The 26408-nt window shown below is 59.4% G+C and carries 23 protein-coding genes, 1 other RNA gene and 1 pseudogene; 21 read left to right on the top strand and 4 right to left on the bottom strand.

Going from position 1 to position 26408, the window contains the following annotated elements; genetic code table 11:
- Nucleotides 1–125: 125 nt before the first annotated feature.
- The 8 genes and pseudogenes from yajC to hisD form a co-directional block, all read left to right on the top strand.
- Nucleotides 126–446 (top strand): annotated as a pseudogene (gene yajC / locus BF99_RS0107275) (preprotein translocase subunit YajC); the annotation flags it as partial.
- Nucleotides 447–826: 380 nt separating this feature from the next.
- The gene (gene secD / locus BF99_RS0107290; RefSeq protein ID WP_197019069.1) at nucleotides 827–2713 is read left to right on the top strand and encodes a protein translocase subunit SecD; all 1887 of its coding nucleotides are present in this window, start codon (nucleotides 827–829) and stop codon (nucleotides 2711–2713) included.
- Nucleotides 2714–2765: 52 nt separating this feature from the next.
- The gene (gene secF, locus BF99_RS0107295) at nucleotides 2766–3719 is read left to right on the top strand and encodes a protein translocase subunit SecF (RefSeq protein WP_025770349.1); all 954 of its coding nucleotides are present in this window, start codon (nucleotides 2766–2768) and stop codon (nucleotides 3717–3719) included.
- 78 nt (nucleotides 3720–3797) lie between these two features.
- Entirely contained in the window at nucleotides 3798–4472 is a 675-nt protein-coding gene (locus tag BF99_RS0107305; RefSeq protein ID WP_081759152.1) for an MlaC/ttg2D family ABC transporter substrate-binding protein, read from the top strand.
- Nucleotides 4473–4576: 104 nt separating this feature from the next.
- Entirely contained in the window at nucleotides 4577–4831 is a 255-nt protein-coding gene (locus BF99_RS0107310; protein ID WP_025770351.1) for a BolA family protein, read from the top strand.
- A gap of 27 nt (nucleotides 4832–4858) precedes the next feature.
- Nucleotides 4859–6118, top strand: coding sequence for a UDP-N-acetylglucosamine 1-carboxyvinyltransferase (gene murA / locus BF99_RS0107315; RefSeq protein WP_025770352.1), 1260 nt, complete (start codon nucleotides 4859–4861; stop codon nucleotides 6116–6118).
- Nucleotides 6119–6186: 68 nt separating this feature from the next.
- Nucleotides 6187–6882 carry an ATP phosphoribosyltransferase gene (hisG, locus tag BF99_RS0107320; RefSeq protein WP_025770353.1) on the top strand — a complete coding sequence of 232 codons (696 nt, stop codon included), beginning with the start codon at nucleotides 6187–6189 and terminating at the stop codon, nucleotides 6880–6882.
- Between the two features lie 5 nt (nucleotides 6883–6887).
- Nucleotides 6888–8237 (top strand): histidinol dehydrogenase, encoded by a 1350-nt coding sequence (hisD, locus tag BF99_RS0107325; protein ID WP_197019070.1) that lies wholly within the window; start codon nucleotides 6888–6890, stop codon nucleotides 8235–8237.
- A gap of 303 nt (nucleotides 8238–8540) precedes the next feature.
- Here hisD and BF99_RS21895 read toward each other — a convergent pair whose 3' ends face one another.
- Nucleotides 8541–9089: a hypothetical protein gene (locus tag BF99_RS21895; protein ID WP_156013212.1), complete on the bottom strand. Its 549-nt coding sequence runs from the start codon at nucleotides 9087–9089 to the stop codon at nucleotides 8541–8543.
- A 442-nt stretch (nucleotides 9090–9531) separates the two neighbouring features.
- On the opposite strand from BF99_RS21895, the gene petA reads away from it, so the two are divergent.
- The 5 genes from petA to BF99_RS0107370 all read left to right on the top strand — a co-directional run bounded on the left by petA (nucleotide 9532) and on the right by BF99_RS0107370 (nucleotide 13887).
- Nucleotides 9532–10119: a ubiquinol-cytochrome c reductase iron-sulfur subunit gene (petA, locus tag BF99_RS0107345; protein WP_025770358.1), complete on the top strand. Its 588-nt coding sequence runs from the start codon at nucleotides 9532–9534 to the stop codon at nucleotides 10117–10119.
- Entirely contained in the window at nucleotides 10119–11510 is a 1392-nt protein-coding gene (locus BF99_RS0107350; protein ID WP_025770359.1) for a cytochrome b, read from the top strand. The genes petA and BF99_RS0107350 overlap by 1 nt, the downstream gene beginning before the upstream one ends.
- A complete protein-coding gene (locus BF99_RS0107355; protein WP_025770360.1) occupies nucleotides 11510–12331 on the top strand; it encodes a cytochrome c1 in 822 nt (273 codons plus the stop codon). Before BF99_RS0107350 ends, BF99_RS0107355 begins: the two co-directional genes overlap by 1 nt.
- 148 nt (nucleotides 12332–12479) lie before the next feature.
- On the top strand, nucleotides 12480–13145 hold the full coding sequence (locus BF99_RS0107360; RefSeq protein WP_038097645.1) for a glutathione S-transferase N-terminal domain-containing protein: 666 nt from the start codon (nucleotides 12480–12482) through the stop codon (nucleotides 13143–13145).
- A 181-nt stretch (nucleotides 13146–13326) separates the two neighbouring features.
- Complete coding sequence (locus tag BF99_RS0107370) at nucleotides 13327–13887, top strand: ClpXP protease specificity-enhancing factor (RefSeq protein WP_081759154.1); 561 nt, start codon at nucleotides 13327–13329, stop codon at nucleotides 13885–13887.
- A 227-nt stretch (nucleotides 13888–14114) separates the two neighbouring features.
- Here the strand turns inward: BF99_RS0107370 and BF99_RS0107375 are convergent, their stop codons facing one another.
- The 3 genes from BF99_RS0107375 to BF99_RS0107385 form a co-directional block, all read right to left on the bottom strand.
- Entirely contained in the window at nucleotides 14115–14735 is a 621-nt protein-coding gene (locus BF99_RS0107375; protein ID WP_081759155.1) for a BON domain-containing protein, read from the bottom strand.
- Between the two features lie 96 nt (nucleotides 14736–14831).
- The gene (locus BF99_RS0107380) at nucleotides 14832–15200 is read right to left on the bottom strand and encodes a YraN family protein (protein WP_025770364.1); all 369 of its coding nucleotides are present in this window, start codon (nucleotides 15198–15200) and stop codon (nucleotides 14832–14834) included.
- Nucleotides 15197–17797 carry a penicillin-binding protein activator gene (locus BF99_RS0107385; RefSeq protein ID WP_197019071.1) on the bottom strand — a complete coding sequence of 867 codons (2601 nt, stop codon included), beginning with the start codon at nucleotides 17795–17797 and terminating at the stop codon, nucleotides 15197–15199. Before BF99_RS0107385 ends, BF99_RS0107380 begins: the two co-directional genes overlap by 4 nt.
- Nucleotides 17798–18055: 258 nt before the next feature.
- Between BF99_RS0107385 and rsmI the strand changes: the two genes are divergently transcribed.
- From rsmI to BF99_RS0107445, 8 genes are all read left to right on the top strand, one after another.
- On the top strand, nucleotides 18056–18928 hold the full coding sequence (gene rsmI, locus BF99_RS0107400; protein ID WP_025770366.1) for a 16S rRNA (cytidine(1402)-2'-O)-methyltransferase: 873 nt from the start codon (nucleotides 18056–18058) through the stop codon (nucleotides 18926–18928).
- Between the two features lie 150 nt (nucleotides 18929–19078).
- An RNA gene (gene rnpB, locus BF99_RS21900) (RNase P RNA component class A) lies at nucleotides 19079–19452 on the top strand.
- 682 nt (nucleotides 19453–20134) lie between these two features.
- Nucleotides 20135–20608: a division/cell wall cluster transcriptional repressor MraZ gene (gene mraZ / locus BF99_RS0107415; RefSeq protein WP_025770369.1), complete on the top strand. Its 474-nt coding sequence runs from the start codon at nucleotides 20135–20137 to the stop codon at nucleotides 20606–20608.
- A 231-nt stretch (nucleotides 20609–20839) separates the two neighbouring features.
- Nucleotides 20840–21823 (top strand): 16S rRNA (cytosine(1402)-N(4))-methyltransferase RsmH, encoded by a 984-nt coding sequence (rsmH, locus tag BF99_RS0107425; protein ID WP_025770371.1) that lies wholly within the window; start codon nucleotides 20840–20842, stop codon nucleotides 21821–21823.
- Entirely contained in the window at nucleotides 21823–22203 is a 381-nt protein-coding gene (gene ftsL / locus BF99_RS20400) for a cell division protein FtsL (RefSeq protein WP_025770372.1), read from the top strand. The genes rsmH and ftsL overlap by 1 nt, the downstream gene beginning before the upstream one ends.
- Nucleotides 22200–23978 carry a peptidoglycan D,D-transpeptidase FtsI family protein gene (locus BF99_RS0107435; protein WP_025770373.1) on the top strand — a complete coding sequence of 593 codons (1779 nt, stop codon included), beginning with the start codon at nucleotides 22200–22202 and terminating at the stop codon, nucleotides 23976–23978. The genes ftsL and BF99_RS0107435 overlap by 4 nt, the downstream gene beginning before the upstream one ends.
- 74 nt (nucleotides 23979–24052) lie before the next feature.
- Nucleotides 24053–25648, top strand: a complete 1596-nt coding sequence (locus BF99_RS0107440; RefSeq protein ID WP_197019072.1) for a UDP-N-acetylmuramoyl-L-alanyl-D-glutamate--2,6-diaminopimelate ligase — start codon at nucleotides 24053–24055, stop codon at nucleotides 25646–25648.
- Between the two features lie 5 nt (nucleotides 25649–25653).
- Nucleotides 25654–26408 (top strand): UDP-N-acetylmuramoyl-tripeptide--D-alanyl-D-alanine ligase (locus tag BF99_RS0107445; RefSeq protein WP_231471336.1); only part of this gene is annotated, 755 nt, incomplete at its 3' end.

The raw sequence follows: 26408 nt of genomic DNA on the forward strand, positions 1-26408 counted from the left end.
CATCGATATCTTCCATCTCGAAGGCCCGAGCAAGGCGAGGGTCGATGATCGAGATATCGATCATGCCGAGCGCGCTTCTTGCGGTTCGGGAAATCGCGAAACCATTCATCCGAGCGGAATTCATCATGGAATTTTTCATCGCCGACGCTCTTGCCCAAGGCGGCGGGCAGCAAGGGGGAGGCATGGCCACCATCGTCATGATGATCGCCATCTTCGCCATTTTCTACTTCGTCTTCATTCGCCCCCAAGCCAAGCGTCAAAAGGAGCATCGGGCGATGATCGCCGCCCTCGGCAAGGGAGACGAGGTCGTCACCAATGGCGGAATGCTCGGGAAGATCACCCGCCTCGACGACGCCTTCGTCACCTTGGAGGTCGATGGCAAGGGGACGAGGGTCATGGTGCAGCGCCCCTCGGTGGCGGTCGTGATGCCCAAGGGAACGATCAAATCGGCATCGGGAGGACAGCAGGGCAAGTCGAATTCGAAGGATGCCGAGGAAGAAGCGACCGAGGAGGGCTCCACCTGAGCCTTTACGACGATGCGGATTCGCCCTCGACAAGGCAGGTCCCTTCGGCACCCTCGCTTTCAACCTTGAAAGGGTATTCGATGAGCGGGAAAAGTCGGATGAGTGTCATGGGAGTGTCCTGCTCGTCGAACGAGTCCTTAAATCTTGTATCCATGAATGTTGTCTTTCGCCGACGATTTCGAAATCGATCCTGTCGAACGACATGACGCTTCGAGACTCTCGTCGCTTTTGAATCTCCCCGAGGTGTCGATCGCCCTCGACGAAGATCCCTCGTCTCGACTCTTTTCCTGCAAGGCCTGTCCATGATCAACCACTATCCCCTATGGAAATATGCCCTGATCCTCATCGTCTTGGGGGTGGGGACGCTCTACGCTTTGCCCAATCTATTCGGTGAAGATCCCGCGGTTCAAGTGTCGGCGTCTCGCGCGAGCATCAACGACAATCTGCGTGACAGAATGGTCGGCGAGCTCGCCAACGAGGAGATCGAGATCAAGGAGTCCGAGGTCAGCGATCGATTGCTGATTCGCCTGCATTCGGAAGAGGATCAGCTCAAAGCCCTCGAAGTGATCGAGAACGCTTTGGATCGGCAATATGTCACCGCCCTCAATCTCGCCCCCGCGACCCCTGAATGGTTGACATTCATCAGAGCCCTACCGATGTACTTGGGGCTCGATCTGCGCGGAGGCGTGCACTTTTTGATGGAAGTGGATTTGGCCGGAGCCGTTCGGCAAGCGGAGCAGAGCTACGCCGGGGATCTGCGCACCCTATTGCGCGAGAATAAAATCCGTCAACGATCGATCCTCTCGCGTTCGAGCGGAGGATTCGTCATTCGTTTCCAAGATGCCGACAATCGGGATCGAGCCTACGAGCTCATCCGCGCTCGCAACCCCGAACTCGAAGTCACCTCGACCGATGCCGCCGAGGAGCCGGTGCTCGAGGTTCTTTTGGGCGAGGATGCCAGACGCGAGATCGAGAGTTTCGCGGTGCAGCAGAACATCACCACCTTGCGCAATCGAGTGAACGAACTCGGGGTGGCGGAGCCCGTTATCCAGCGTCAAGGCGGCGATCGGATCGTGGTGCAGCTACCGGGGGTTCAAGATACGGTGCGGGCCAAGGAGATCCTCGGGGCGACGGCGACCCTCGAGTTCCGCATGGTGCACGAGGAATCCGCAGGCTCGCTGGCCAGCGGGGAGCTCCCCGGAACCGGAAAGCGTTATGAGGATCGATCGGGGGTGCCGATCATCTTGCAGCGCAATGTGATGCTGACCGGCGAGTACATCACCGATGCCGCCTCGGGGATCGAACAGCAGACCGGTTCCCCCGCCGTTTTCATCACCTTGGATGGCAAGGGCGCGCGCCTTTTCTCGGAGCGGACCCGCGATCGCATCGGGCAAACGATGGCCGTCGTCTATATCGAGCATAAATCCTTTACCGAGATCGTCGACGGGGAGCGGGTGCGCCAAAAGGAAATCGTCGAGGAGGTGATCAACACCGCGGTGATTCGCGATCAGCTCGGCAAACGCTTCCAAATCACCGGTCTTGGCAATACCGAGGAGGCGCGGGATCTCGCGCTGCTGCTGCGGGCCGGAGCCTTGGCGGCCCCGATCGATATCATCGAGGAGCGAACCGTCGGGCCCAGCCTCGGACAGGCGAATATCGATCAAGGCTTTCGTTCGGTGGTGATCGGATTTCTCCTCGTGCTGGTGCTGATGGCCATCCGCTACCGCGTTTTCGGGATGGTCGCCAACCTCGCCTTGACCTTCAATCTCGTATTGGTGATCGCATTGCTTTCGCTGTTGCAGGCGACCCTCACCTTGCCGGGGATTGCCGGTATCGTGTTGACGGTGGGGATGGCCGTGGATGCCAATGTATTGATCTTCGAGCGCATTCGAGAGGAGATCCGTAACGGGAACACCCCCCAAGCGAGTATCCACTCCGGCTACGAGAAAGCCTTTTCGACGATTGCCGATGCCAATATCACGACCCTGATCGCGGCGGTGCTCCTTTTCGGGTTCGGCACCGGCCCGATCAAGGGCTTTGCCATCACCCTGTCTTTGGGGATCATCACATCGATGTTCACCGCGATCATGTTCACGCGGGCGCTGATCAACTTGATCTATGGCGGACGTCGTTTGAAGACCCTTTCGATCGGAGGGCAGCAAGGGCGCATCGACGGCCGCCCGGCCTGAAAAGCCCTCTAGGATCGATGGTCGCAATCTCATATTCACGGACGAGGTAACGATGTTCGAATCAAGATTGAAAGGGGAGATCGACTTCCTCAAATGGCGTCGAGCCACCGGCTTGATATCGACCGTGCTGCTGGTGGTCTCGATCGCCTCGCTGGCGGTACGGGGCTTGGTTTTCGGCATCGATTTCACCGGTGGAACCCTCGTCGAAGTCGGTTATTCGCAGGCCGTCGATCTCGAACCGGTGAGGGCTTCGCTGGACGAGGCGGGATTCGAAGGCGCGGTGGTGCAGCATTTCGGTACCGCCAAGGATGTCTTGGTGCGCATCGCCCCCAAGGAGGATGTGGAGCAATCCCAACTCAGCGATCGCATTCTCGACGCCCTTCGCGCCGGCGATCTCGAAGTCGAGATGCGTCGGGTCGAGTTCGTGGGACCCCAAGTCGGCGAGGAGCTCACCGAGCAAGGCGGGCTTGCGATGCTGATCGCTCTGGCGGCGATCTTCATCTACGTGATGTTCCGTTTCGAATGGAAATTCTCGGCCGGGGCGGTGGCGGCGCTCTTTCACGATGTCATCATCACCTTGGGCTTTTTCTCCCTGCTGGGTTTGGAATTCGATCTCACGGTCCTCGCCGCCGTCCTTGCGGTGATCGGGTATTCGCTCAACGATACCATCGTGGTTTTCGATCGCATCCGCGAGAATTTCCGCCGGATGCGGCGCGGCACATCCCGAACCATCATCAACACCTCGTTGAATCAGACCCTCGCCCGCACCCTGATGACCTCGCTCACTACCTTGCTGGTATTGATCGCCTTGTTTTTTCTCGGGGGCGAGTTGATCCATGGTTTCGCGACCGCTCTGATCGTCGGGGTCCTGATCGGTACCTATTCATCGATTTATGTGGCGAGCATGATCGCCTTGCGTCTTGGCGTACAGAAAGCGGATTTGATGCCGGTGGCCAAGGAAGGGGCGAATGCCGATGTCGATACCCTTCGAGATAGCGGCTTTTGATGCAAGACACGACAGTGCCCCGGGCTCGGGACGAAAAAGGGGAGTTCCGGTCTCGATCCGAGCGAGCGAAGAACGACGATGCGATCAATTGAAAACCACCATCGCCCATCCTTGCGCCGGCGAGGGCCGAAGCCGTGGATTCGTATGATATCGATGCTGCTGCTGTTGGGGGCGATCGGGGGAGCGAATCGAGTGGCGGCCGATATCGGACATCCGGCGGCGCAGCTGGTCAAGGAAACCACCCTCGATGTTCGAAGGGCGCTGACTTCCTGCGACGAGCAGGGGCGATCCGATTGCCATCGATCGGTCGTCAGCGAATACATCGCCCCGATATTCGATACCGAGGGGATGGCGGGGAGGCTTCTCGGAAAACAGTGGAAGACCTTCCCCGATGATCCCAAGGGGCGTTTTCTCGTCAACTTCCAAAGCCTGTTGGTCTGTGCCTATGCCTCGGTCATCGAGCGTTTTCGCAATCAGGAGGTGATCGTTCGAGGTATCGAATCCGCAGCGGATGAAAACGGGGTTCGCATTTCCACGACGATCGAATCTTTGGATGAAAGCGCCCCCGTCGATGTCATGTACAGCATGCGAGATACGGGGCAGGAGTGGTTGGTCGACGATGTTCTCGTTTCCGGAGTGAGCATCGTATTGGCCTATCGCTCGTCCTTTAGGTCGGAGATCCGAAAAACCGGTATCGACGGGCTCAATCAGCGGATCGAAAAGGAAATCATGGCCCGATCCTGCGGCGCTTGAGCCCGATTCGTATCGGTGTTTTTTTCGATGCTCATCGATCCCGACCGCAACTTGGGCGGGGAGATGCGCTTTTCATTTCGGATTCGATGGATGAGGAGTCGGACGTGGAACCCCATGAGATCGAGGAGTTGATTCGACAGGGGCTTGATTGCATCCATGTCAAGGTCAGCGGTGACGGCCGTCATTTCGATGCGGTGGTCGTCAGTGCCGCCTTCGAGGGCAAGCCGATGGTGCGCCGACATCGAATGGTCTATCGGACATTGGGAAGCCGCTTCGATGACGAGCGCTTGCATGCCCTTGCACTGCGCACCCTGACCCCCGATAAGTGGCGCGACCTCGGCTCCGGCGACGGTGCCTGAGTCGTCGTTCGAAAAGAAGATCGGCGAATGGATAAGCTGAGCATCACCGGCGGCATCCCCCTCGAGGGGGAAGTGCATATATCCGGGGCCAAGAATGCCGCCTTGCCGATACTGGCCGCCACCTTGCTTGCCGATAGCCCGGCGAGGGTCGGGAATATTCCCCACTTGAACGATATCACCACGACCATGGAGCTGCTCGGGCGCATGGGCGTGGAGCTGATGGTCGACGAGCATATGAATATCGAGGTGGACTGCTCGAATATTCGCCATCTATTCGCCCCTTACGAGCTCGTCAAATCGATGCGAGCCTCCATCCTGGTCCTCGGTCCGATGCTCGCCCGATACGGCGAGGCCGTGGTATCCCTCCCCGGGGGATGCGCGATCGGCTCTCGTCCGGTCAATCTGCATATCGAGGGGCTGAGCAAGATGGGGGCGGATATCCATATCGAGGGCGGCTATATCCGCGCCAAGGCGAAGCGCCTGAAAGGGGCGCATTTGGTCATGGATCTGGTGACGGTGACCGGCACCGAGAATCTGATGATGGCCGCAACGCTCGCCGATGGGCAGACCCGTATCGAGAACGCCGCCCGGGAGCCGGAGGTCGTCGATCTGGCGAATTGCCTGAATTCGATGGGAGCGAAGATCGAGGGAGCGGGCAGCGATACGATCACCATCGAAGGGGTCGATGCCCTTGCGGGAACCCGCTATGACGTTTTGCCGGATCGCATCGAGAGCGGGACTTATCTGGTGGCGGCGGCGATCACCGGAGGGCGGGTATGCATCCGATCCACCCGCCCCGAGACCTTGGATGCGGTGATCGAGAAGCTGCGCGAAGCCGGGGCGGAGATCGAGATCGGCGACGATTGGATCGACCTGGATATGCATGGCCACCGTCCTCGCGCCATCAATATCCGGACCTCCCCCTATCCCGCTTTCCCCACCGACATGCAAGCCCAGTTCACGGTGCTCAATGCGGTTGCCGAAGGCACGGCGACGATCTCGGAAACGGTTTTCGAAAACCGCTTCATGCATGTGCAAGAACTCCAAAGATTGGGCGCCGATATTCAGTTGGAGGGCAATACGGTGGTGACCCGGGGGGTGGAGCGACTGGCGGCGGCCCCGGTGATGGCTACCGATTTGCGGGCATCGGCCAGTTTGGTCTTGGCCGGTCTGGTCGCCAAGGGGGAGACGGTGGTCGATCGCATCTACCATATCGATCGCGGCTACGAGAGTATCGAGGAAAAACTCGCCAAGCTCGGAGCCTGTATCCGGCGTTTCCCCGATTGAGGCGCTCCTGGGGTGTTCGAGGTTCGTATTTTCAAGGCACTGACCGACCGAGGGGCGCTCTTTCGAATATGCTGACCATCGCCCTATCCAAAGGCCGAATTTGCAAAGAGGCGGTCTCTTTGCTGGCCCGCGCCGATATCCATCTCCTCGAGGATCCGGAGCGAAGCCGTCGCCTCTCGATCGCCACCTCGCACCCCGGGGTGCGAATATTGGTCTTGCGCGCCCAAGATGTGCCGACCTTCGTCGAGCATGGAGCGGCGGATCTCGGAGTTACCGGAAAGGATGTCCTCTTGGAGCGCGACGGGGCCGGTTATTACGAGCCCGTGGATCTCGAGATCGCCCGTTGTCGATTGGTCTTCGCCGAGCCCATCGAGGCCGTCTCGTCCTTCTCCCGATCCCGATTGGCGATGCCTCGGGTGGCGACGAAATATATCCGGACCACCCGCCGCTTCTTCGCCGAACGCGGAGTGCAAGCGGAGATCATTCGCCTTTACGGATCGATGGAGATCGCCCCGGCGGCGGGTCTTGCCGACGGCATCGTCGATCTCGTGGAAAGCGGCAAGACCCTGGCCGCCAACGGCCTCGAGGTGCGCGAGGTCATCGCCTCGATCACCTCGCGTTTGATCGTCAACAAGGCGGCGATGAAATTCCGCCGGCGGCAGGTGGAGGATATCGTCGAGGGAATTGCCCGGGCCGTGGCGGTGCCTGCTGCGAACGACGATGCTCTCGAATACCGATCCCCCATCGAACAAGCATCGCCATGAAAACCATGCCATCGCGTCTTCGTTCTTGCGATGCCGATTTCCTCGGCGCCTTCGAGGCTTTGTTGGCGAGGGAGTCGGCCGTCGATGCGCAAACCGAGAGCGCGGTGCGCGAGATCATCGAGGCCGTTCGCCGCCGGGGCGACGCCGCGGTGCTCGAATTCACCCGCCGCTTCGACGGAATCGAGGCCGAGCGCCTCTCTGATCTTCGTATCCCCGCGCAGGCCATCGAATCGGCGTGGGCCGCGATCGATGACGAGCAGCGCATGGCGTTGTCGACGGCGGCCGAGCGTATCGAGCGCTACCACGCTCGTCAGAATCAGGAGTCTTGGCGCTACGAGGATGAAAACGGAACGATCCTCGGCCAGAAGATCACCCCCTTGGATCGGGTGGGGATCTACGTGCCCGGAGGAAAGGCGAGCTATCCATCGTCGGTATTGATGAATGCGATACCGGCCAAGGTGGCCGGGGTAGGGGAGATCGTGATGACGGTTCCCGCTCCCGCCAAGGAGGTCAATCCCTTGGTGCTCGCCGCCGCCCGCGTTGCCGGGGTGGAGGAGATCCTCACCATCGGTGGAGCCCAGGCGATCGCGGCCCTCGCTTTCGGCACCGAGAGTCTGGCGGCGGTGGACAAAATCACGGGCCCTGGCAATCGATTCGTGGCCACGGCCAAGCGCTTGGTTTTCGGCGCCACGGGGATCGACATGATCGCCGGTCCCTCGGAGATCGTCATCGTCAGCGACGGGGGCGTACCGGCGCATTGGATCGCGATGGATCTTCTATCCCAAGCGGAGCATGACGAGGAGGCAAGGGCGATTTTGATCTCCCCGGATCGTCCTTTTCTCGATCGGGTACAAGATGCGATCGAGGAGATCCTGCCCACCCTCGAGCGGGCGGAGATCGCTCGTCGGGCATTGGCGGAAAATGGAGCCCTGATCGAGGTTCGAGATATCGACGAGGCCATCACCCTCGTCAATCGTTTGGCTCCCGAGCATCTGGAGTTGGCGGTGGCCGATGCCGACGATCGATTGGAATCGGTGCGTCATGCGGGGGCGATCTTCCTCGGCTCCCATACCCCCGAGGCCTTCGGGGATTATTGCGCCGGTCCCAACCATGTTCTCCCGACGGCTCGCACCGCTCGCTTCTCCTCGCCCTTGGGTACCCGGGATTTCCAAAAATGCAGCAGCATCATCCGCTGCTCTCCTGCCGCTGCCCGGTCCCTTTCCGAGATCGCTTCGATATTGGCCAGGGGCGAGGGGTTGACGGCCCATGCCCTATCCGCCGAGCTTCGAAACGGGAACCATTCGCCGGATCTTCCATCCTCGCCGAAGGCGGCATCGGGTTCGATGCTCGGGTGAATACCGGGCGCACCTAGGATATCGGTCCTTTGCGACAAGGCGGGATGCAGGCCAAGATTCCAAGCGAAATATCGAGTCGAATTATCGAAATAAAGACGGACTCGCATCGCCCAAGGATGCGTGGATATTCGCCCTTTTCGGGTATCGGGGCGATGGTGGTACTTGAAGACTCCCCCCGTCGAGATTCGCCTTATCGAGTCTTTGTATCGGTGGATTTCGCTCGCCCGGGACCACCTTGCGCGTTCGAACCTATCCGAAGACGGTGTCGATCTTCGTCGCTCATGCTTCGATCTGCGTTTTCGTTCACTGTGATAGGCCGATCTCCTTCGGATCCAGCCAGAGCGTGCCATTTTGCCCATAGCATTTTCCGTCGAGCGCTCCCTCGATCGGCGGGGCGAGGAGCTCTATCAGGGTATCCGGCACGGGATCGACATAAGCGATCTTGGTTTCCGGATGCGGGTAGTACACGAGCCCTTGCACGCTTGTCTCGCCGATCTCGATCAGGGCTTTGGCGAAGGAGAAATGCTCCGCAGGCATCGAGGGATGCCACTTGATATCACGCAAGGTAAGAAAAGGATGGTGGATTGAAAATCGCTTGGGGGAAATATCCGCATTCAGCGTACCGTTGAAGTACCCCCCGAGATCCAGCCCTCGTTCTAAAAAAAAGGGCTTTTGGCGCGCGATCGACCCCCCGAATTCCTGATATTCCCGCCTTCCCGAAGCCGCACCTCGCCCTGAAACCAAAACAAAGCGCAGACGGTGAAATCCATCCGGGGCGGACGGAGCGGGCCCTTCGAAAGGGGCATGGTCCTTTTCGCGCTCATGCCGAGCGCTTCGATGGTTGTCGCTCATCGATCCTTGCCGAGAATCGGTGGAAAAAAGGGACGGCCGGCAAAATATGCCCAAGACATGGTATGCGACATTGGCCTTGCTCGCCGAGCCTTGAAATTCGATATCTCTTTCGAGTTCTTCGCTCGATATCTTCGAAGTGTTGAAGGAAATATCCCTTGCCGGCACCGATCATGCCCGATGGCTTCGGGCGTCGATCCCATGCCATGATATCGCTCGGTGCATCGCTCGCACTCGGGTTCGATAGCGATTTCACGAGATCCCATCGCAAGCCTCTTGCGGTGCTCGGCCCCCATCATCGATATCGATATCGGCGCCGGAGTCGCCCTTCGATTCATGAAATCGGCATGACGTTGTATAATCCCCCATCGGTGATGAAAATGGTATTCGATCCTTATGATTTGCGAACGATTGACGCTTCGCAAATGACGCAGGTGATCAATCGATGAGCAATGCAACGGATAATCCGAGGCGGCGTTTTCTGACCGGCGCGGCGACCGTGGTCGGAGGGGTCGGTGCGGCCTTCGCCATCTGGCCCTTCGCCTCCGCTTGGCAGCCGAGCGAACGAGCCAAGGCGATAGGCGCTCCGGTGGATGTCGATATCGCGAAACTCGAGCCCGGGGCGCGTATCACCGTTCAATGGCGCGGCAAGCCGGTATGGATCGTCCGGCGCACCCAAGAGACGATCGACACGCTGGCGGCCCTCGATGGACAAATGCGGGATCCGGATTCCATCGTGCCCCAGCAGCCTGATTATGCCCGCAACCGTTATCGCTCCATCAAGCCGGAAATTCTCGTATTGATCGGTCTTTGCACTCATCTCGGCTGTGCTCCGTCGCATGTGAAGCAAGGCGAGGGGGCCTTGGGTGCGGATTGGAAAGGTGGATTTTTCTGCCCCTGTCATGGATCGAGATTCGATTATGCCGGCCGGGTCTATCAAGGGGTGCCGGCCCCCACGAACCTCGAAGTTCCTCCGCATCGCTATATCGACGATACCCGCATCGTCATCGGTCAGGGTCAGGAGACGGCGTGATGAGAGCCATGTTGAACGGTCTTCTTGCATGGACCGATGCCCGCTTCCCGCTCAGCAAGCTGTGGAACGAGCATCTGGCTCGCTATTATGCGCCGAAGAATTTCAATTTCTGGTATTACTTCGGTGGCTTGGCGCTGCTGGTTCTCGTCATGCAGCTAGCGACCGGGCTTTGGCTGGCGATGTTCTATAAACCGGATGCGGCACTGGCCTTCGGCTCCGTCGAATATATCATGCGGGATGTGCAGTGGGGATGGTTGATCCGCTATATGCATTCCACCGGAGCCTCGGCATTCTTCATCATCATCTACTTGCATATGTTTCGGGCATTGATGTATGGCTCATACAAGGCTCCGAGAGAGCTGCTGTGGGTCATCGGCATGCTCATCTACCTTTGTCTGATGGCCGAAGCCTTTTTCGGTTATCTATTGCCGTGGGGTCAGATGTCCTATTGGGGAGCCCAAGTCATCATCTCCCTTTTCGGGGCCTTGCCCTTCGGTATCGGTGAAGCCTTGGCCCTATGGATTCGAGGCGATTATGTCGTTTCCGATGCGACCTTGAGCCGTTTTTATTCCCTCCACGTCGTCGGGATTCCGCTGCTGCTTCTCGGTCTGGTGGCGGTGCATCTGATGGCGTTGCACGAAGTCGGATCGAATAATCCCGATGGAGTGGAAATCAAGAAGAACAAGGATGCAGCGGGAGTCCCGGCCGATGGAGTGCGCTTCCATCCTTACTATACGGTCAAGGATCTATGGGGCGTGGGGGTTTTTCTGACCCTGTTCATGTTGGTGGTGTTCTATGCCCCGGAATTCGGAGGATGGTTCTTGGAAAGCGCGAATTTCGTGCCCGCCAATCCTCTGCAAACCCCGGAACATATCCTGCCGGTTTGGTATTTCACCCCTTATTACGCGATTTTGCGGGCCATCCCCGACAAGCTCACCGGGGTGATCGCGATGTTCGCCGCGACATTGATCTTCTTCGTTCTGCCGTGGCTGGATCGTCATCCGGTCAAATCGATTCGCTATCGATCCCTTCTTTTCAAGGGGGCGTTGATGCTCTTCGCCGTGACCTTCATCCTTTTGGGTTGGCTCGGCACCGAGCCCCCGACCCCGTTCAAATCCGAACTGGGACTGCGCTTGGGCGAACTTTATTTTCTTTTCTTCTTCGTGCTTTGGTTTTATTCGAAGGAGCGCAGTGTCCGCTTTGGTTATGCGATCTTCGGCATAGTGATGGTGTTGATGGTGATCGCCGATGTGATCCGCTTCGATGCCTCCAAGCAGATGTTGATCCTGACAAGCGCGTTGATCCCCGTTGCATATTCGGCGATATTCCTTTTGTTGCCGATGCATACGCGCTTGAACGAATCCCGGGCGGTACCGGAAAGGGTGAATTGATGAAGCGTTTCCTTGCCGTTTTGATATGCCTTGGCTGGTCTTCCATCGTTTTGGGGGCCGCAGGCGGGGTGGCACCGCTCGAAGCCAGGATCGATATCGAGGATAGCCCATCCTTGCAGCGAGGAGCGCAGCTTTATGTGAACTACTGCCTCGGTTGTCATTCTCTTTCTTATATGCGTTACGATCGAGTGGGAAGGGATCTGGGACTCGATGCAAAGCAGACCGAAGAGAATCTTCTTTTCGCATCGGATCGCATCACCGAGCCGATGAATATCTCGATGCCCCCGGAAAAAGCGGCCAAATGGTTCGGGGTCGCTCCCCCGGATCTTTCCTTGATCGCCCGCTCTCGGGGTGCGGATTGGCTTTATTCCTATTTGGTGACATTCTATTCGGATCCCGATCCATCCCGACCCTTCAAAGTCAATAATGTGATGTTCGGCGATGTCGGGATGCCCCATGTCCTCCAAGGGCTACAGGGGGTGCAAGAATATATCCCCGGGGATATTCCGAACGAAGCCACGAATATCCAACCGGTCGGCTTGGAAATCAGAGCCGACGATATCCTCGTACGCAAAAGCGCGACGATGCCCGATGGAAGCCATGTCGAAATCCTCGATACCTTGAAGGTCGTGCAGGCCGGAGAGATGGACCCTTCTATTTATCGTAGCGCCATGCGGGATTTGGTCAATTTCCTGGTTTATGTCGGCGAGCCCGCTCGTTTGGAACGCCAAGCACTCGGCTTTTGGGTTGTCCTTTTCCTGGTCTTCTTTACCGTGCTGCTCAGAGCGCTCTACAAGGAATATTGGCGTGATGTGCACTGATTCCCTTGGCCTGCTGCCGATGAAGCGCCGATGAAGAGCAGACAGCGCGGCGATCATACGAGTGATACGAGATGGATCCGGCTTCTCGTTGCCGGCGCTTCCTTGTCGGTGTCGACCGACATAAAAGAACGATGTCGAGAGTGAGTTGATGAAAGATATCGATTCAGGACTGCTTTCTAGCCGACGCTCCGTGATGTCTCTTTATTCGCATCCGACGGATCCGGCGAGTCATGCGGTGCGATTGGTGATCGCCGAAAAAGCCATCGGTGCGAATATCCACTTGATCAACGAAGGCAATCGACCCGAGGATCTGCTGCATCTCAATCCCTATGGAGATATCCTCACTTTGGTGGATCAAGATCTGGTGATCTTCGAACCGCAGATCATCATGGAATATCTCGACGATCGTTATCCGCATCCTTCCTTGGTGGTCAACGATCCGGTATCGCGGGCGAGAAATCGCCTCTTTCGTTATCGCTTGGAGCGCGATATCTATCCCTTGGTCAGGCGATTGTTGGGGGAGGGCAGAGCCAAGAGTGCGGCGAAGAACGCCGCCCGCCAGGCGTTATACGATCACATAATGGTCATCTCGAGGATGTTGGAAGAGCAAGTCAATGATTATGTGATCTCGGAGGAGTTTTCTTTGGCGGATTGTTTCTTGGCCCCGGTCATTTTGCGCCTCGGGCGCTGCGGTATCACCATCCCCGGGGAAGCGAGGATTATGTGGAGATATTGCCGCGGGATTTTACAGCGCGAGGCCTTTCCCCAGAGCATGACCGATTTGGAGCACGAGATTTATGTCGGTGCAGGCTAGTTTTCGCATTGGAATCCTTGGTAACACCCGGCAAGGATACCGATCGCTTCGCCGAGTCCTTTATCGATCCCCCTTATCGTCGTCGATTCGTGATTCGAAGTATCGACTTTTCTCGGTGAAGATATCTTCTTGCCGAAAGTCTTCCATGTAGAAAAGGCATCTCGTATTGCCGGAACGAGGCATGAAAACAATCCCGACATCGACCATGACCTCGAGTCGCCCCTACCTCGTGCGCGCGATTCGCGAATGGATCATCGACAATCACCTGACTCCCCTCATCATCGTCGATGCCAAGCGAGAGGGGGTGAAGGCCCCCTCCCTCGCCGAGCGGGACGGCAATATCGTCTTCAATATTTCCGATAGCGCGGTCCACCGGTTGATGATCGACAATGAAAGGGTGGAGTTCAGCGCTCGTTTCGGGGGGCGACCATCGGATATCTCGATCCCGCACCATGCCATCATGGCCATCGTGGCTCGAGAAAACGGAGTCGGTATGAGTTTCCCGCTCGACGACGAAGCCAAAGACCTTCATTCCAAAGCGGAAAAAACCCGAGGTCCGGTGCTGGTCGATAATGGGGCTTTCGGAAGTAACGGAGAATCCGCCGACGTGGACGATGCGAATTCCGATGCCCTCGATCCAGAAGATGCGAGCGATGCGCCACCATCGCCGCCGAACGAGCAATCCGAATCCCCGCCGAAACCGAGCCCCGGCTCACCCCCCGATCTGAGGGTGATCAAATAGCCGATACCCGAGATCTGAGAGTTCCCATCGAAAAACCCTTTGCTATCGAAAGTGCATACTCGTCATTTTGACAAAACGAGGGCTTCGAAGACGATAGATAACCCTCGATGATATCGATACTATCGATGATAGATTCGATAAAGACGATATGACATCTGCCATATCGTCTTGTTGACGATCGACTATCGATGACAGGCTATCGAAAATGCGCCCGGTTTGGATATCCCTTATGCGTCTTCGTCCTCGGGCTGGATATATTCGAAGATTTCGACGACGCGTCGAACCCCGCTTTGCTGTCGCGCAACCTCCCGAGCTTTTTCCGCCTCTTCCCGGGTCAGCAGTCCCATCAGATAGATCACCCCGCGTTCGCTGATCACCTTGACTTGAGTGGGTTTGATGGTGTCGTCGCCGGAGACGTTTTCTTTGAACAAGGCGGTCTTGACTTTGGTTGTCAGCCAAGCGTCTTTGGATCGAGAGCCGAATCCGCTTAGATCATCGACCACGATTTCGTTATGCACCCCTCGCACCCGATTGACCCCGCGCGCAAAGTCCTCGATCCGATCGCGCGATTCGGGGTCCAAGACCTCGCCCGTCAGCAGTACGATGCCGTTGAAGCCGGCAACCCCGATGTGGGTGCGCTCGCGCAATCGTTCGCTGTCGTTGATGAAGGTCAGGATTTTATGCTCGATCAAGTTATCGTCGATGATGGTGCCCGCGGTTCGACGATCTTGGGAAATCATGGCGCCGGCGCCGACCGCAATCACGGGGGCGGCGCAGCCCTGCAATAGAAAAGGGATATAAAGAACGAGTATCGGGGCCAGAAATCTCACGGCTCGTGGGCACTTCATGGGGGGCTCCTTGTTGTCGGATGTCGACCATCGGGGGTTATTTGCCAAGCGATCGTCTTCGTGGGCGTCGCATGACGAAGATCGGCGCTTTACTTTTCAGAATTCGAATGCATCCTTGATCCACTCGACTCGCACTTCATGCTCCGGGCCGTCGATGGCGAGGATATCGAAGCGACACGCGATATCCGTTCCCACCTCATGGCTCGTCAGATAGTGCTCGGCGGTGGCCGTCAGCCTCTTTTGTTTGTGATGGTCGACGCTCTCCGCCCCGCCGCCGAAGAATTCATTGCTTCTTCTTCTGACCTCGACGAAGACCAGGCTTTCTTCGTCGCGCATGACGAGATCGATCTCCCCTCGGCGGCATCGATAGTTGCGGGCGATTGGAACGAGACCTTTTCCTGTCAGCCAGCGTTCCGCGAAATCCTCCGTCGCCCGACCGATCCGATGGGCAAGGATCGTCTTCATGATTCGGCGGGGGCAAGCGCCGGGATCGGCTCCGGGGGTGGGGTCTCGTCCGCGCTCGCAGGCAAATCCATCGTCTCACCGGATAGCGAATCGGGATCGATTTCCGGCCACTGTATCGGAACCCCGTCTTGGAAGCGGGCCCATGACAGCGATCGCCGGATCCGGCGATCGCTTCCCAAAGAGAGTTCGCCGGTATGACCTCGAAAGGAAGCGCCCTCGCTGCCGGCGATCCGGCGTAGACGAACCGCCAATCGATAGGCATCGGCGCCGAAAGCGTAGAGTCGATTCAACTGGACTTTGCGATTTTCGATCGAGAGGTCGAGGGTTTGCCTTAGTTCCCGATCTTTTTGCATGGGGGCGATCAGCCAAGGCATATCGGCGAAGACGATGCCTTCCAGATCGATATCCTTGCTCGGATCGTGGGCTCCGCCGTAGACATGCGAGGTGGAATAGACCGGCAGATCCCTCGCATGGTGGAAGGAGATCTGGGGTTTCGTCTGGCGCGCTCCGACAGGAAAATCGGCCATGAAGATGAAGTCGATATCCTTGCGGCGGCGCGGCTCGTGGCCGAGCTCCTCCGTTGCGAGTATTTTGCGCATATCCAGCGCCCGCTTTTCGCTTTTCCGGATCTGCAGGCTTTCGGCAACGGTTTCCCCGACCAAGGTGGCATCGGCGGGCAAGGCGCGCCGGTCGACGACGATGCCCCCGACCGCTTCCCAAGCATCGATGAATCCGCGAGCGACGCGCTTCCCCCATTCCCCGTCTCGCACGAGCACCGCCGCTTTTTCGAATCCCTCCCGATAGGCTCTTTCGGCCACTTGACGGGCTTCGGCTCCCGGTGCGAGATCGAAGTGGTAGAGCCTTAGATCTTCCGCGTCTCGAGGGCATTCGGGGGAGGGATCCGCTCCGTCTTCATCCTCGGGGGCGCGCCGTGCTTCGCTTTCGTTGAGGGCCAAGGTGGTGACCGGCAAGGGGGATTCGCAGAGCAAGGATGCGACTTTCATCCTTTCCAAAGGGCCGACCACGAAGTCCGCTCCGTTCTCGACCGCGCGGTGATAAACCGCGGCGATATCTTGCGACGATGAATCGTGAATTTCGACGCTCGCCCGCTCTCGATTCGGATCATCGGCATACCAAGCGGCGAGGAATCCGTCTCGGACGGCGCCGCCGGCCTCGGCGAAATCCCCGAGCAGCGGCAGCAGCAGGGCGATATGCGTCGGGCGATTGATCGGGGTGAGGATCGAGCCCAGCATCATTCCCACGATTTCGTTCTTGGCGGGATGGGTGGGGAAATCGCGGAGCCAAGCGGTGAGTTCTCGACGCAAGGCGTTCGGGGCATGGCGGTGCGATGCCCAAGCGTCGGCCAAGCGGATCCAACCGTCGAGGGAGGGGCTGGCCCCGGCTCGGGCTTTCTTGCGATCCGCAGGCGGAAGTTCGAAGAGCAGATCCCAAAGCGCGGAGCGATTGGCCTCCCGACGCGTCGGATCGTCGATCAGGAAATCCAATACATCGCGCTCGCGGGCCGCCGCCAGCCATTGTCCGATATCCTCGAAGGCCCGCGCCCGAAGCAAGCGATAGCTTCTGCGGGCATGCTCGTTGCTGCCGTCATCGGGGAGTTCGGGGGGGACGGCGAGGATATCGAGCACCCGCTCGGGCTCTGCGCGCCACAGGGCGATCCGAGCCGCCAGCAGCGAATAGCCCGGTGGCGATTCTTCCGGTTCGTCGATTCGGAATCGATCGAGGAGTTCGGCGGCCCGATCCGGTTGTCCATTCTCGAAAAGGATGGTGATCGCCTCGAGCTGCCACCTCTTGGCCAGATTTCTTTCCGCTTCTTGCGCCCGCTCGAGATATTCATCCGCTTTGAGTCGGATTTCGCGTTCGAGATCGGGGTCGATGGGATATTCGCTCGGCACCAAGGTCGGATCGACGGGATCGACCTCAACGACGGGATCGGCTCGATCGACGGCTTTTGAAACCCCGGCGAGATCGACGGGGGCCATGGGATCGACGGTATCGACGCTCTCGGGTTTTGGGGGTTTGAAAGTGATGATGGGAGGGTGCGGCGAGCGACTTCTTTCGCTGATCGAAGTGGCGATTCGGACTTCGGCTTCGGTTTCGACCTCGATGCCCGCTTCCATCTCCGCTTCCGTCTCCGCCTCGGGTGAGGGCATGACCGGCGAAGGAAAGGGGAAGGGCGGATGGGAGGTGAAAGGATAGGCCGGAGGCATGAAGGCCGAGGCTTTCTCCTCTTCTCGATCGTCGCTCATCGAGCGAGGGGGCGATGGGAAAGGAAAGGAAAAAGATTGATTCGTCGTCGGTGCCCTTTGAAAGCCGGGGCTTTCCAAGAGCGATTGATCGATGCCGGACTCCTCGGCCAGTGTTTCTTCGACCCTCGATCCCTCGATGATCGGGCTATCGACTTCGGGTTCATCGACGATCGATTCTTCCGATACGATCGGGCTTTCCTCGATGCCGACCGGGTTTTCGAGCGGCGCATCGGGTGCCGAAGTCAGCGAATCATCGGGCTTGGGATCCGGGGACGAGCCGCAGCCGGCAAGAACGAGGCCGGCAAGGGTGGCGGATAGGATAGTTCTCATCGAGGCGGATCCGGTGGAGGATGGGTTGAGGAGCGGGGTATGGGAGCCACAGGAGCGAGGTGAGGGGGAATTGTGCGTCAAGATTCCCATCGAAGCAAAAAGACGATCGTTTTTCGGGCGTCGAAGGCCAAAGAAGAGGGATCGTCATCGCAGATCATCGGCCGATTCTTTCGTCGGTGATTCGATGATGAAATTCGACATCCGGATATTTTTCGCATATCCATCTTCCATTTTCCAATCACCGGGTGGTTTTTGCGCATGAACGATGAGCCGGATCCGAGCCCGGGGGCTCTTTTCGTGGTCGCCACTCCGATCGGCAATCTTTCCGATCTATCCCCCAGGGCTCGTTCCACCCTTGCCGAGGTGGATACCATCCTCGCCGAGGATACCCGCCGGACCGGGATCTTGTTGGCGCATTGCGGGATCTCGACCCCCTTGCGGTCTTTTCATGATCATAACGAGGATCGGGAAATTCCTCGCATTCTTTCGCGCATCGCCGCCGGAGAGAAGTTCGCCTTGGTCAGCGATGCCGGGACCCCCTTGATCAGCGATCCCGGTTATACCCTGTTGAGGCAAGCTAGAAAGAGCGACCTTCGCGTTTACTGCGTTCCCGGACCGTGCGCCCTCGTCGCCGCTTTGAGCGTATCCGGCCTGCCGGTGGATCGCTTCGTCTTCGCCGGATTTCTTCCGCCCCGCCCCTCCTTGCGTCGGCGCGAGCTGCGCCTTTTCGCACGCGAGACCAAGACCATGGTTTTTTACGAGGCGCCTCATCGGTTGGCGAGCGCATTGTCGGATATGGGCGAGATCCTGGGCGAGGATCGCGAAGCGGCGATCGCCAGGGAGCTGACCAAGCGCTTCGAGTCGGTCCATTGCGCGACCTTGGGCAGCCTCTTGTCTCGGGTGCGCAGCGAGAGCATCGTCGCCCGGGGGGAGATTGTATTGGTGGTGCGAGGCGCCCTCGAATCGAGCGAGCAAGCGGGGGATGATGGTGCAGTCACCTCGCTCTTGTCGGCGATGCTCGCCGAGGGGATATCGGTGCGGCAGGCGGCGGCGGTCGCCGCCCGATTGGATAAAGGCCCTCGCAATGCGCTGTATCGCCAAGCGCTTTCGCTGGCCAAAAAAGAGGAATAAAGCGACGAGATGGCGGGCGCTTGCGCTCAATCTCTTTGCATCTTGCATCTTGCATTTCGGTTTTTCGGCTCATCGGGTGCGCGATCGTCTTGGCATCTTCGAAGCCGGGGCTTGCAAGAAAATGCGAATCTGCCAGACTTCAGCTCGGCGGGAGTCGGACAGGCAGTCGCTGCCTCGGATCCATCGAGGCAGAGGAAAGTCCGGGCTCCAAAGGGCAGGGTGCCAGGTAATGCCTGGGGGGCGCAAGCCTACGGAAAGTGCCACAGAAAACAAACCGCCTTGTATCGGCGATCCGATATCCAAGGTAAGGGTGAAAAGGTGCGGTAAGAGCGCACCGCGCCGACGGTAACGTCGGTGGCAGGGTAAACCCCACCCGGAGCAAGACCAAATAGGGGAGCTGTCCGTGAAAACGGCAAGGTGTGGCCCGCATCGCTCCCGGGTAGGTCGCTAGAGGCGTATGGTGACATGCGTCGCAGATGAATGGCTGCCCTCGACAGAACCCGGCTTATCGGCCGACTCCCGCCCTTTTTGTCGATGAGCGTTGCGCTAAGGATCCGATCGGCGATATCGTCGGGATATCCGAAGATCCGCAGGCCGCGCCCGAGCATTCCCTCCGAGCATTTCCTTTGCAAGTCCCAAGACCTCGATATCCTGGATGGTCGAGCCGCCCGCCCTCGGCATCGCTGTCGACCCGGTGCCCATCCCATCCCAAGTCGAGGTGCGATCGAATCGTTCGATATCCTTTGAAGACCATGGCGCAATGCCGGTCGGTCCTTCGAAGATGAATGCCCGTCGAACGCCGATCGACGGTCGCTCGATGCGAGATCCCCGCTCGCAAGCAGGTCGAATCCGAGAGAGTCGACGGCGACTTCTATCTTCATCCAAAGGAGATTTCTTCGAATTCTTCGAATTCTTCGAATTCTTCGAATTCTTCGAATTCTTCGAATCTCTCGGACAAGCCCTATCTATTTTTTGCCTTTCGGGTCTATCCGGCGGGATTTTTGCCGCTTTCGAATCCATGGATGGTAGGGAAGGGTGTCGGAACCCCCTCGTTTTGTTGTTTTGCGTTTTCAATTGACACTTCTTTGCCCTAAAATCGGAGGCGATATCGTTTTTTGTATTCATTAGATGTATTGATAAAGATATAAAAGTGGAGTATTATGGAGGGAAGTGGGGGAAAGTGGAAATCGAGGAGATCGATTAGCGATGTTTCGTGGCCAATATCCACTGACGATGGACGCCAAGGGTCGAATTGCGATCCCGGCTCGCTATCGCGCGCAGCTCGATGCCGCCGGCGGGCAGGTCATCACCACGGTGGATCTATACCAACGATGCATCGCGGTCTATCCCTTCGCTATTTGGGAGCCGATCGAGGGGAGTTTGAACAATGTCCCCATCGGTGATCTGGTTGGTCAAAAACTCAGGCGGCGTTTGGTGGGACGGGCTGTCGATTGCGAGTTGGATGCCCAAGGGCGCATCTTGCTCGCCGCGGAGCTGCGCCAATACGCAGGGTTGGAAAAACGGGTGCAGATGGTCGGTCTGGGCAAGAAATTCGAGTTATGGGACGAGGAGAATCTTCATCGATACCGCCGGGACGAACAAGAAGATCCCGAGCAGGCGGGCAATCTGCGCCAAGAGGAGTTGAGCGCGCATTCGCTGCTCGGCACGCTTCCTCTTTGAAACCCGGGGCGCGCCTGCCAAATGGAAGGATCGAGCATTTCACCGGAACGATAACCAAGGATGACAACGATGGCTTCGACGAATCATCGAACTTGGATGTCCAGCGTCTCGATCAAAGGCCCCGTATATCTTGTCGGCGCGATGCCTTCGTCACTCGTCGAAATCCGGGCTCGCCGTCTTGCGCGAAATCGCCGCGCCCTTCGTCCTTGAAAGTCTTGCGAGCGGCGGGGAATGAACGGTGATGCCTTGTCTTTCTCGCATCGTTCGGTCATGTCGAGGGAATTGGTCGAGGCCCTCGCTCCGCGCGCCGGAGGGATTTATGTGGATTGCACCTTCGGCCGCGGCGGCCATGCAAGAGCCATCCTCGAGCGGATCGGCGCCGATGGTCGATTGCTGGCCATCGATCGGGATCCGCAAGCGGTGGAATGCGCCCGAGCCATCGCCCGCAGCGACCCGCGTTTGCGAGCCATCCAAGCCCCTTTCGGATCCATCGCCCGGGTCGTGGCCGAGGCGGGTTTTTTACCCGAGATTGACGGCATCGTGATGGACTTGGGCGTCTCCTCTCCTCAGCTGGACGATCCCGAAAGGGGTTTCGGCTTCTCGCATGATGGCCCGCTGGATATGCGTATGAACCCCGCCGCCGGTTTTTCCGCGGCCGAGTGGCTTGCCGAGGCCGGGGATAAGGAGATCGCGCAGGTGCTGCATGAATTCGGCGAGGAGCGAGCGGCCAAGCGCATCGCTCGCACCATCGTCGCTAAGCGCAAGACCGAAGGGGAATTGCGGACCACGTCTCAACTGGCATCGTTGGTGTCTCGGATCGCGCCGATGAAGCCCTCTTCTCCAAGAAGGACCCCGGCGATGCGCAAGCATCCCGCTACCCGCACCTTCCAAGCCATCAGGATGCATGTCAACGACGAGATCGGTGAGCTCGAACGGGCCCTCGCCGCGATACCGGATCTTCTGGTCCGGGGCGGCCGGTTGGTGGTCATCACATTTCATTCTTTGGAAGATCGCTTGGTCAAGCGGGCCATGCGAGGTCCGCTCGACCGAGGTTTTCCCAGGCGCTTGCCATTGTCGGACCAGGCGCTTTCGGCGGATCGAGGGCGTGCAGCGCTTTCGTCGATCGCTCCGCTTCGTCGCCCGGACCCCCAAGAGATCGCGAATAACCATCGCGCCCGCAGCGCGAAGCTGCGAGTTGCGGAGCGCCGCCGGTGATGGTTCGGGCGTCGGTCTTGGGCATCGCCCTGTTGGCGGTGGTCGCCAGTGCGGTGGCGGTGGTGCATACCCATCATCAGCGGCGAACTCTGGTGGTGGCCTTGGAGAGGATGGAGGAGCGCCGCGATCACCTTCGGATCGAATGGGCCATGCTCCATTTGGAACACAGCACGTGGGCCGCCGGGGAACGCATCGAGAAGATCGCCGCCGATTCGCTGGGTCTTTATCGCCCCCCGACAGGGGTGGTGAGGCAGGTGACGATCGAGCGTCGAGAGATCGCCCCGGAAGCCTTGCCGGCGATCGATATCCCCAAGGCCGGTCATTTGCGCACCGGATATGACTCGGGCGCGACCGCCATGCCGAAGGAAAGCGTGCGATGAGCGGGCATCCTTCTTCCGGCTTCGGGGCCCGGCGCTGGTTTTTGATCCTGATGACGCTCGCCTGCGCCGGAGGGCTGATCGGGCGGGCGGTGGATCTGCAGGTCAACCGTCATGAATTCCTCAAAGGGGAGGGGAACGCTCGCCATCTGCGAGTGGCGACGATTCCCGTTCGCCGCGGCATGCTCTTGGATCGCAACGGCGAGCCCCTTGCCGCCACCGCCCCGGTGCAATCGGTGTGGATCAACCCCCAGGAGCTGGATGAAAGAGGCGAAACCCCGGGGTGGACAGCGATCGAAAAGATGCTCTCGTTGAGCAAGGGAACGATTCACGATATCGCCTTGGAGCGAGGCGATCGTCAATTCGTCTACCTCAGGCGTCATGTCGAGCCCTCCCTTGCCCAAGAGATCGATGCCCTGGGCGTTTTGGGGGTTCACTTGCAACGCGAGGATCGGCGCTATTACCCGATGGGCGAAGCCGCGGCTCATGTCGTCGGTTTTACCGATATCGACAATCGAGGGCAGGAGGGAATCGAGCTCGCCTTCGACAAGGTATTGAGCGGGGAGAGCGGAAAAAAACGCGTGATTCGGGATCGACTCGGGCGCAATGTCGAGGATGTGGAGAGCATCCATCCCGCTTGGCCGGGCCGAGATCTGACATTGAGCATCGATCGCCGTATCCAAGCGGTCGCCCATCGTTCCTTGCTCGAAGCGGTGCGTCGACACGATGCCAAGGCGGGCTCCGCGGTGGTGTTGAACGTGCACAGCGGCGAGGTGCTGGCCGTCGTCAACCAACCCTCCTACAACCCCAATAAACGCGGCGATCGCTCCAACCACAAGCTGCGCAATCGGGCGATCACGGATCTTTTCGAGCCCGGTTCCACCGTCAAACCCTTCACGGTCGCCGCCGCCCTCGCCTCCGGCTCGGTACAACCGGATACCGAGGTGAATACCAGCCCCGGATTCATGCGGGTCGGGGGCTATGTCATTCGCGATATTCGTGATTTCGGGGTGCTCGACGTTACCGGGATCATTCGCAAGTCGAGCAATGTGGGGGCGGCGAAACTGGGGCTTTCCCTCGCCCCGCGCGATCTTTGGCGCGGGCTCGATCGGATGGGATTGGCGACCTCCACCGGCAGCGGCTTCCCCGGCGAAGCCTACGGAACGCTACCGGATTTCTCCACGTGGGGCGAGGCGCGACAGGTCACCTTGTCTTATGGCTACGGGCTTTCCGTCACCCTATTGCAGTTGGCACGGGCCTACGCCATTTTCGGCAACGGCGGATTGCTGCCCGATTTGCGCTTTCTCAAAACGCAAGGAGTGCCCCCGGCGCCCAGGGTCATGGATGCCGCGATCGCCGATGCCATCTGCCGAATGCTCGAGGAGGTGGTGCAGCCCGGGGGGACCGCGGTATTGGCGCAGGTCGAGGGTTATCGCATCGGGGGCAAGACGGGAACGATTCGCAAATTGGAAGATGGCGGCTACGTCGATAGCCATGTCGCCCTTTTCGCAGGTCTGGCCCCCATGAGCGCGCCGCTGCTATCGGTGGCGGTGGTCATCGACGAGCCGAGCGATGGGATCTATTACGGCGGTCGGGTCGCGGCCCCGGTTTTTTCCGAGATCGTCGCCGAGAGCCTGCGTTTTTTGAAGATCCCGCCCGATGTCCCGGATCCCGCCTCGCCCAAGTCGCCCTCGGGGACGATGGCGGGGATCGAAGCCGCCTTCGATCCCCTCGTGGTCGGAAGCGGCTATCCGAATAACGAGAACGCCTCGCGATGAATGCCATCGGATCCGAATCCGCCGGGGCATTTGCGCCTCGCCCTCCCGCCGATCGGACTGCAAGGACGGCCCCGATGACCTTTTCGGCGGTCGGAAGGGGGATATCGCAAGAGGCGGCCACGCCCGGTTCGGCGGCCGAGCCCGCTCCTTCCGATCTTCCCCGCCTTGCGTATTTGCTCGAAGGCCATGCCTTGATTCCTCCGGCTTTCGATCGAGGAATCAGCCAAGTTTGCGACGATAGTCGCGAAGTGATCCCCGGTGCCTTGTTCTTCGCCCGTCGAGGGGGAAGGGTCGATGCCCGGCGCTTTGTCGCCGACGCCATCGGAAGCGGAGCCAAGGCGGTGGTCATCGAGGGCGATCAGGCCAATCCCTGCTGGGATCGGGGGGCGGTCGTGGTGGGGGTGGCCGATATCGTCGGCGCCATCGGCCATGCCGCGGATCGTTTTCACGACCATCCATCCCGCCATTTGAAAGTGGCGGCGATCACCGGTACCAATGGCAAGACCAGCGTCGCCTATCTGGCGGCCTTGGGCGGCGGGGAGCGCTGGGCCTTTCTCGGTACCTTGGGTTCGGGAACCCCGGATCGCATCGAGGACAGTCCGCTGACCACTCCGGGGACCATCGAAATCCAAAAGCGATTGGCGCGCTTTCGGGATCGAGGTTTTGCCCACGTGGCCCTCGAAGCCTCCTCCCATGCCTTGGAGCAACGCCGCTTGGAAGGGGTGTCGATCCGCACCGCGGCATTCACCAACCTGAGCCGGGATCACCTCGACTATCACCGCACGATGGAGGATTATGCGCGCGCCAAATCATCGCTCTTCGACATCATGGATCTCGAATATGCGGTGATCAATCGAGATGATCCCCACGGCTCGAAGTTATTGGAAACCCTCGCACCGAGGATGGATTGCGTGGCGATCACCTTGGACGATTCCCGCTCCTTGGATCCGAAGAGCCGGCTCGTGCGAGGGCGAATATCGAGCCCGCGGCAAGACGATCCCTTGCGATCCCCCGCCACCGAGTCCGCGCTGCCCGGTCTGTCCCTCGAGATCGATTCTCCTTTCGGACGAGGAAGGCTCGATACCCGACTGATCGGGGCCTTCAATGCCTATAACTTGCTGATCGCGATCACCATCGCCTGCCTCCACGGACACCCCTTCGAGGATGTGATCCGCCGGTTGACCGGTGCCGGTGCGGTGAGCGGAAGGATGCAGGCCCTGGGGGGCGGTTCCAAGCCCTTGGCGGTGATCGATTACGCCCACACTCCCGAGGCCTTGCTATTCGCTCTCAAGGCCTTGCGATCGACGGTGCCGGGGACCCTGTGGTGCATTTTCGGTTGCGGGGGAGAGCGCGATCGGGGCAAGCGAGCGCAGATGGCGCGGGCGGCCCAAGCGGTGGCGGATCGGGTGATCGTCAGCGATGACAACCCTCGAGGCGAGGACGCCGATGCCATCGTCGCCGATATCTTGGGGGGGTTCGAAGCCCCCGAGGCGGTGATTGTCGAGCGGGATCGGGCGTTGGCCATCCGCCATGCCATCGAGAGCGCTCACGCCGGGGATGCGGTGCTGATCGCCGGCAAGGGTCATGAGAATTGGCAGGAGATAGGCGGACATCGCCGACCCTTCTCCGATCTCGAACAGGCGCATCGGGCGCTGGATGCCAAAAGATGATCCGGATGTCCCTTTCCGATGCGGCCGCTTCGCTCCGATCGGCAGGAGTCGGAAGCGGCGGGAATATCCCCTTGGATGGGGAATTTCTCGGGATCAGCATCGATTCGCGTACCACCTTGCCGCAGTCCCTGTTCGTGGCCTTGGCCGGTGCGCGTTTCGACGCCCATGATTTCATCGACCAGGCCGCGGATCGTCGAGCGGCGGCGGCCTTGGTCGAGCGCGATCTCCCGGGGGCTCGACTCCCCCTGCTGCGGGTGGACGACACCTTGCAGGCCTTGGGAGTTCTGGCTTCGGCTTGGCGCGAGCGCTTTCGCGATATCAAGATGGTGGCGATCACCGGCAGCAACGGCAAGACCACCGTCAAGGAGATGGTGGCGGCGATCTTTCGGGAAGTGGGTCCGGTGTGTTCCACCCGCGGCAACTTCAACAACGAGATCGGGGTCCCTCTCACCCTATGCTCTTTGAGCGAGGGGCAGCGGATGGCGGTGTTGGAGCTCGGCGCGAATCATCCGGGCGAAATCGCAAGCCTTGCGCGCTTGGTCCGTCCCACGGTCGGCGTCATCACCCAATGCGCTCCGGCGCATTTGGAGGGTTTCGGCAGCCTCGATGCCGTCGCCCAAGCCAAGGGCGAGCTGATCGAGGGATTGGCCGATGACGCCATCGCGGTGATCAATGCCGATGACGCCTACGCTCCTGCCTCTCCTTCGGCACCGGCAAAGACGCCGATATCAGGGTGCAGCAGGCCGAATCCGGAGCCATT

This window comes from Thioalkalivibrio sp. HK1 (genome assembly GCA_000583135.1).
Taxonomy (GTDB): domain Bacteria; phylum Pseudomonadota; class Gammaproteobacteria; order HK1; family HK1; genus HK1.

Excerpts from the sequence above, each read along its gene's own strand:
- secD (WP_197019069.1), top strand. The coding sequence starts at position 827 with ATGATCAACCACTATCCCCTATGGAAATATGCCCTGATCCTCATCGTC.
- secF (WP_025770349.1), top strand. The coding sequence starts at position 2,766 with ATGTTCGAATCAAGATTGAAAGGGGAGATCGACTTCCTCAAATGGCGT.
- BF99_RS0107305 (WP_081759152.1), top strand. The coding sequence starts at position 3,798 with ATGCGATCAATTGAAAACCACCATCGCCCATCCTTGCGCCGGCGAGGG.
- murA (WP_025770352.1), top strand. The coding sequence starts at position 4,859 with ATGGATAAGCTGAGCATCACCGGCGGCATCCCCCTCGAGGGGGAAGTG.
- hisG (WP_025770353.1), top strand. The coding sequence starts at position 6,187 with ATGCTGACCATCGCCCTATCCAAAGGCCGAATTTGCAAAGAGGCGGTC.
- hisD (WP_197019070.1), top strand. The coding sequence starts at position 6,888 with ATGCCATCGCGTCTTCGTTCTTGCGATGCCGATTTCCTCGGCGCCTTC.
- BF99_RS21895 (WP_156013212.1), bottom strand. The coding sequence starts at position 9,089 with ATGAGCGACAACCATCGAAGCGCTCGGCATGAGCGCGAAAAGGACCAT.
- petA (WP_025770358.1), top strand. The coding sequence starts at position 9,532 with ATGAGCAATGCAACGGATAATCCGAGGCGGCGTTTTCTGACCGGCGCG.
- BF99_RS0107350 (WP_025770359.1), top strand. The coding sequence starts at position 10,119 with ATGAGAGCCATGTTGAACGGTCTTCTTGCATGGACCGATGCCCGCTTC.
- BF99_RS0107355 (WP_025770360.1), top strand. The coding sequence starts at position 11,510 with ATGAAGCGTTTCCTTGCCGTTTTGATATGCCTTGGCTGGTCTTCCATC.
- BF99_RS0107360 (WP_038097645.1), top strand. The coding sequence starts at position 12,480 with ATGAAAGATATCGATTCAGGACTGCTTTCTAGCCGACGCTCCGTGATG.
- BF99_RS0107370 (WP_081759154.1), top strand. The coding sequence starts at position 13,327 with ATGAAAACAATCCCGACATCGACCATGACCTCGAGTCGCCCCTACCTC.
- BF99_RS0107375 (WP_081759155.1), bottom strand. The coding sequence starts at position 14,735 with ATGAAGTGCCCACGAGCCGTGAGATTTCTGGCCCCGATACTCGTTCTT.
- BF99_RS0107380 (WP_025770364.1), bottom strand. The coding sequence starts at position 15,200 with ATGAAGACGATCCTTGCCCATCGGATCGGTCGGGCGACGGAGGATTTC.
- BF99_RS0107385 (WP_197019071.1), bottom strand. The coding sequence starts at position 17,797 with ATGAGAACTATCCTATCCGCCACCCTTGCCGGCCTCGTTCTTGCCGGC.
- rsmI (WP_025770366.1), top strand. The coding sequence starts at position 18,056 with ATGAACGATGAGCCGGATCCGAGCCCGGGGGCTCTTTTCGTGGTCGCC.
- mraZ (WP_025770369.1), top strand. The coding sequence starts at position 20,135 with ATGTTTCGTGGCCAATATCCACTGACGATGGACGCCAAGGGTCGAATT.
- rsmH (WP_025770371.1), top strand. The coding sequence starts at position 20,840 with ATGAACGGTGATGCCTTGTCTTTCTCGCATCGTTCGGTCATGTCGAGG.
- ftsL (WP_025770372.1), top strand. The coding sequence starts at position 21,823 with ATGGTTCGGGCGTCGGTCTTGGGCATCGCCCTGTTGGCGGTGGTCGCC.
- BF99_RS0107435 (WP_025770373.1), top strand. The coding sequence starts at position 22,200 with ATGAGCGGGCATCCTTCTTCCGGCTTCGGGGCCCGGCGCTGGTTTTTG.
- BF99_RS0107440 (WP_197019072.1), top strand. The coding sequence starts at position 24,053 with ATGACCTTTTCGGCGGTCGGAAGGGGGATATCGCAAGAGGCGGCCACG.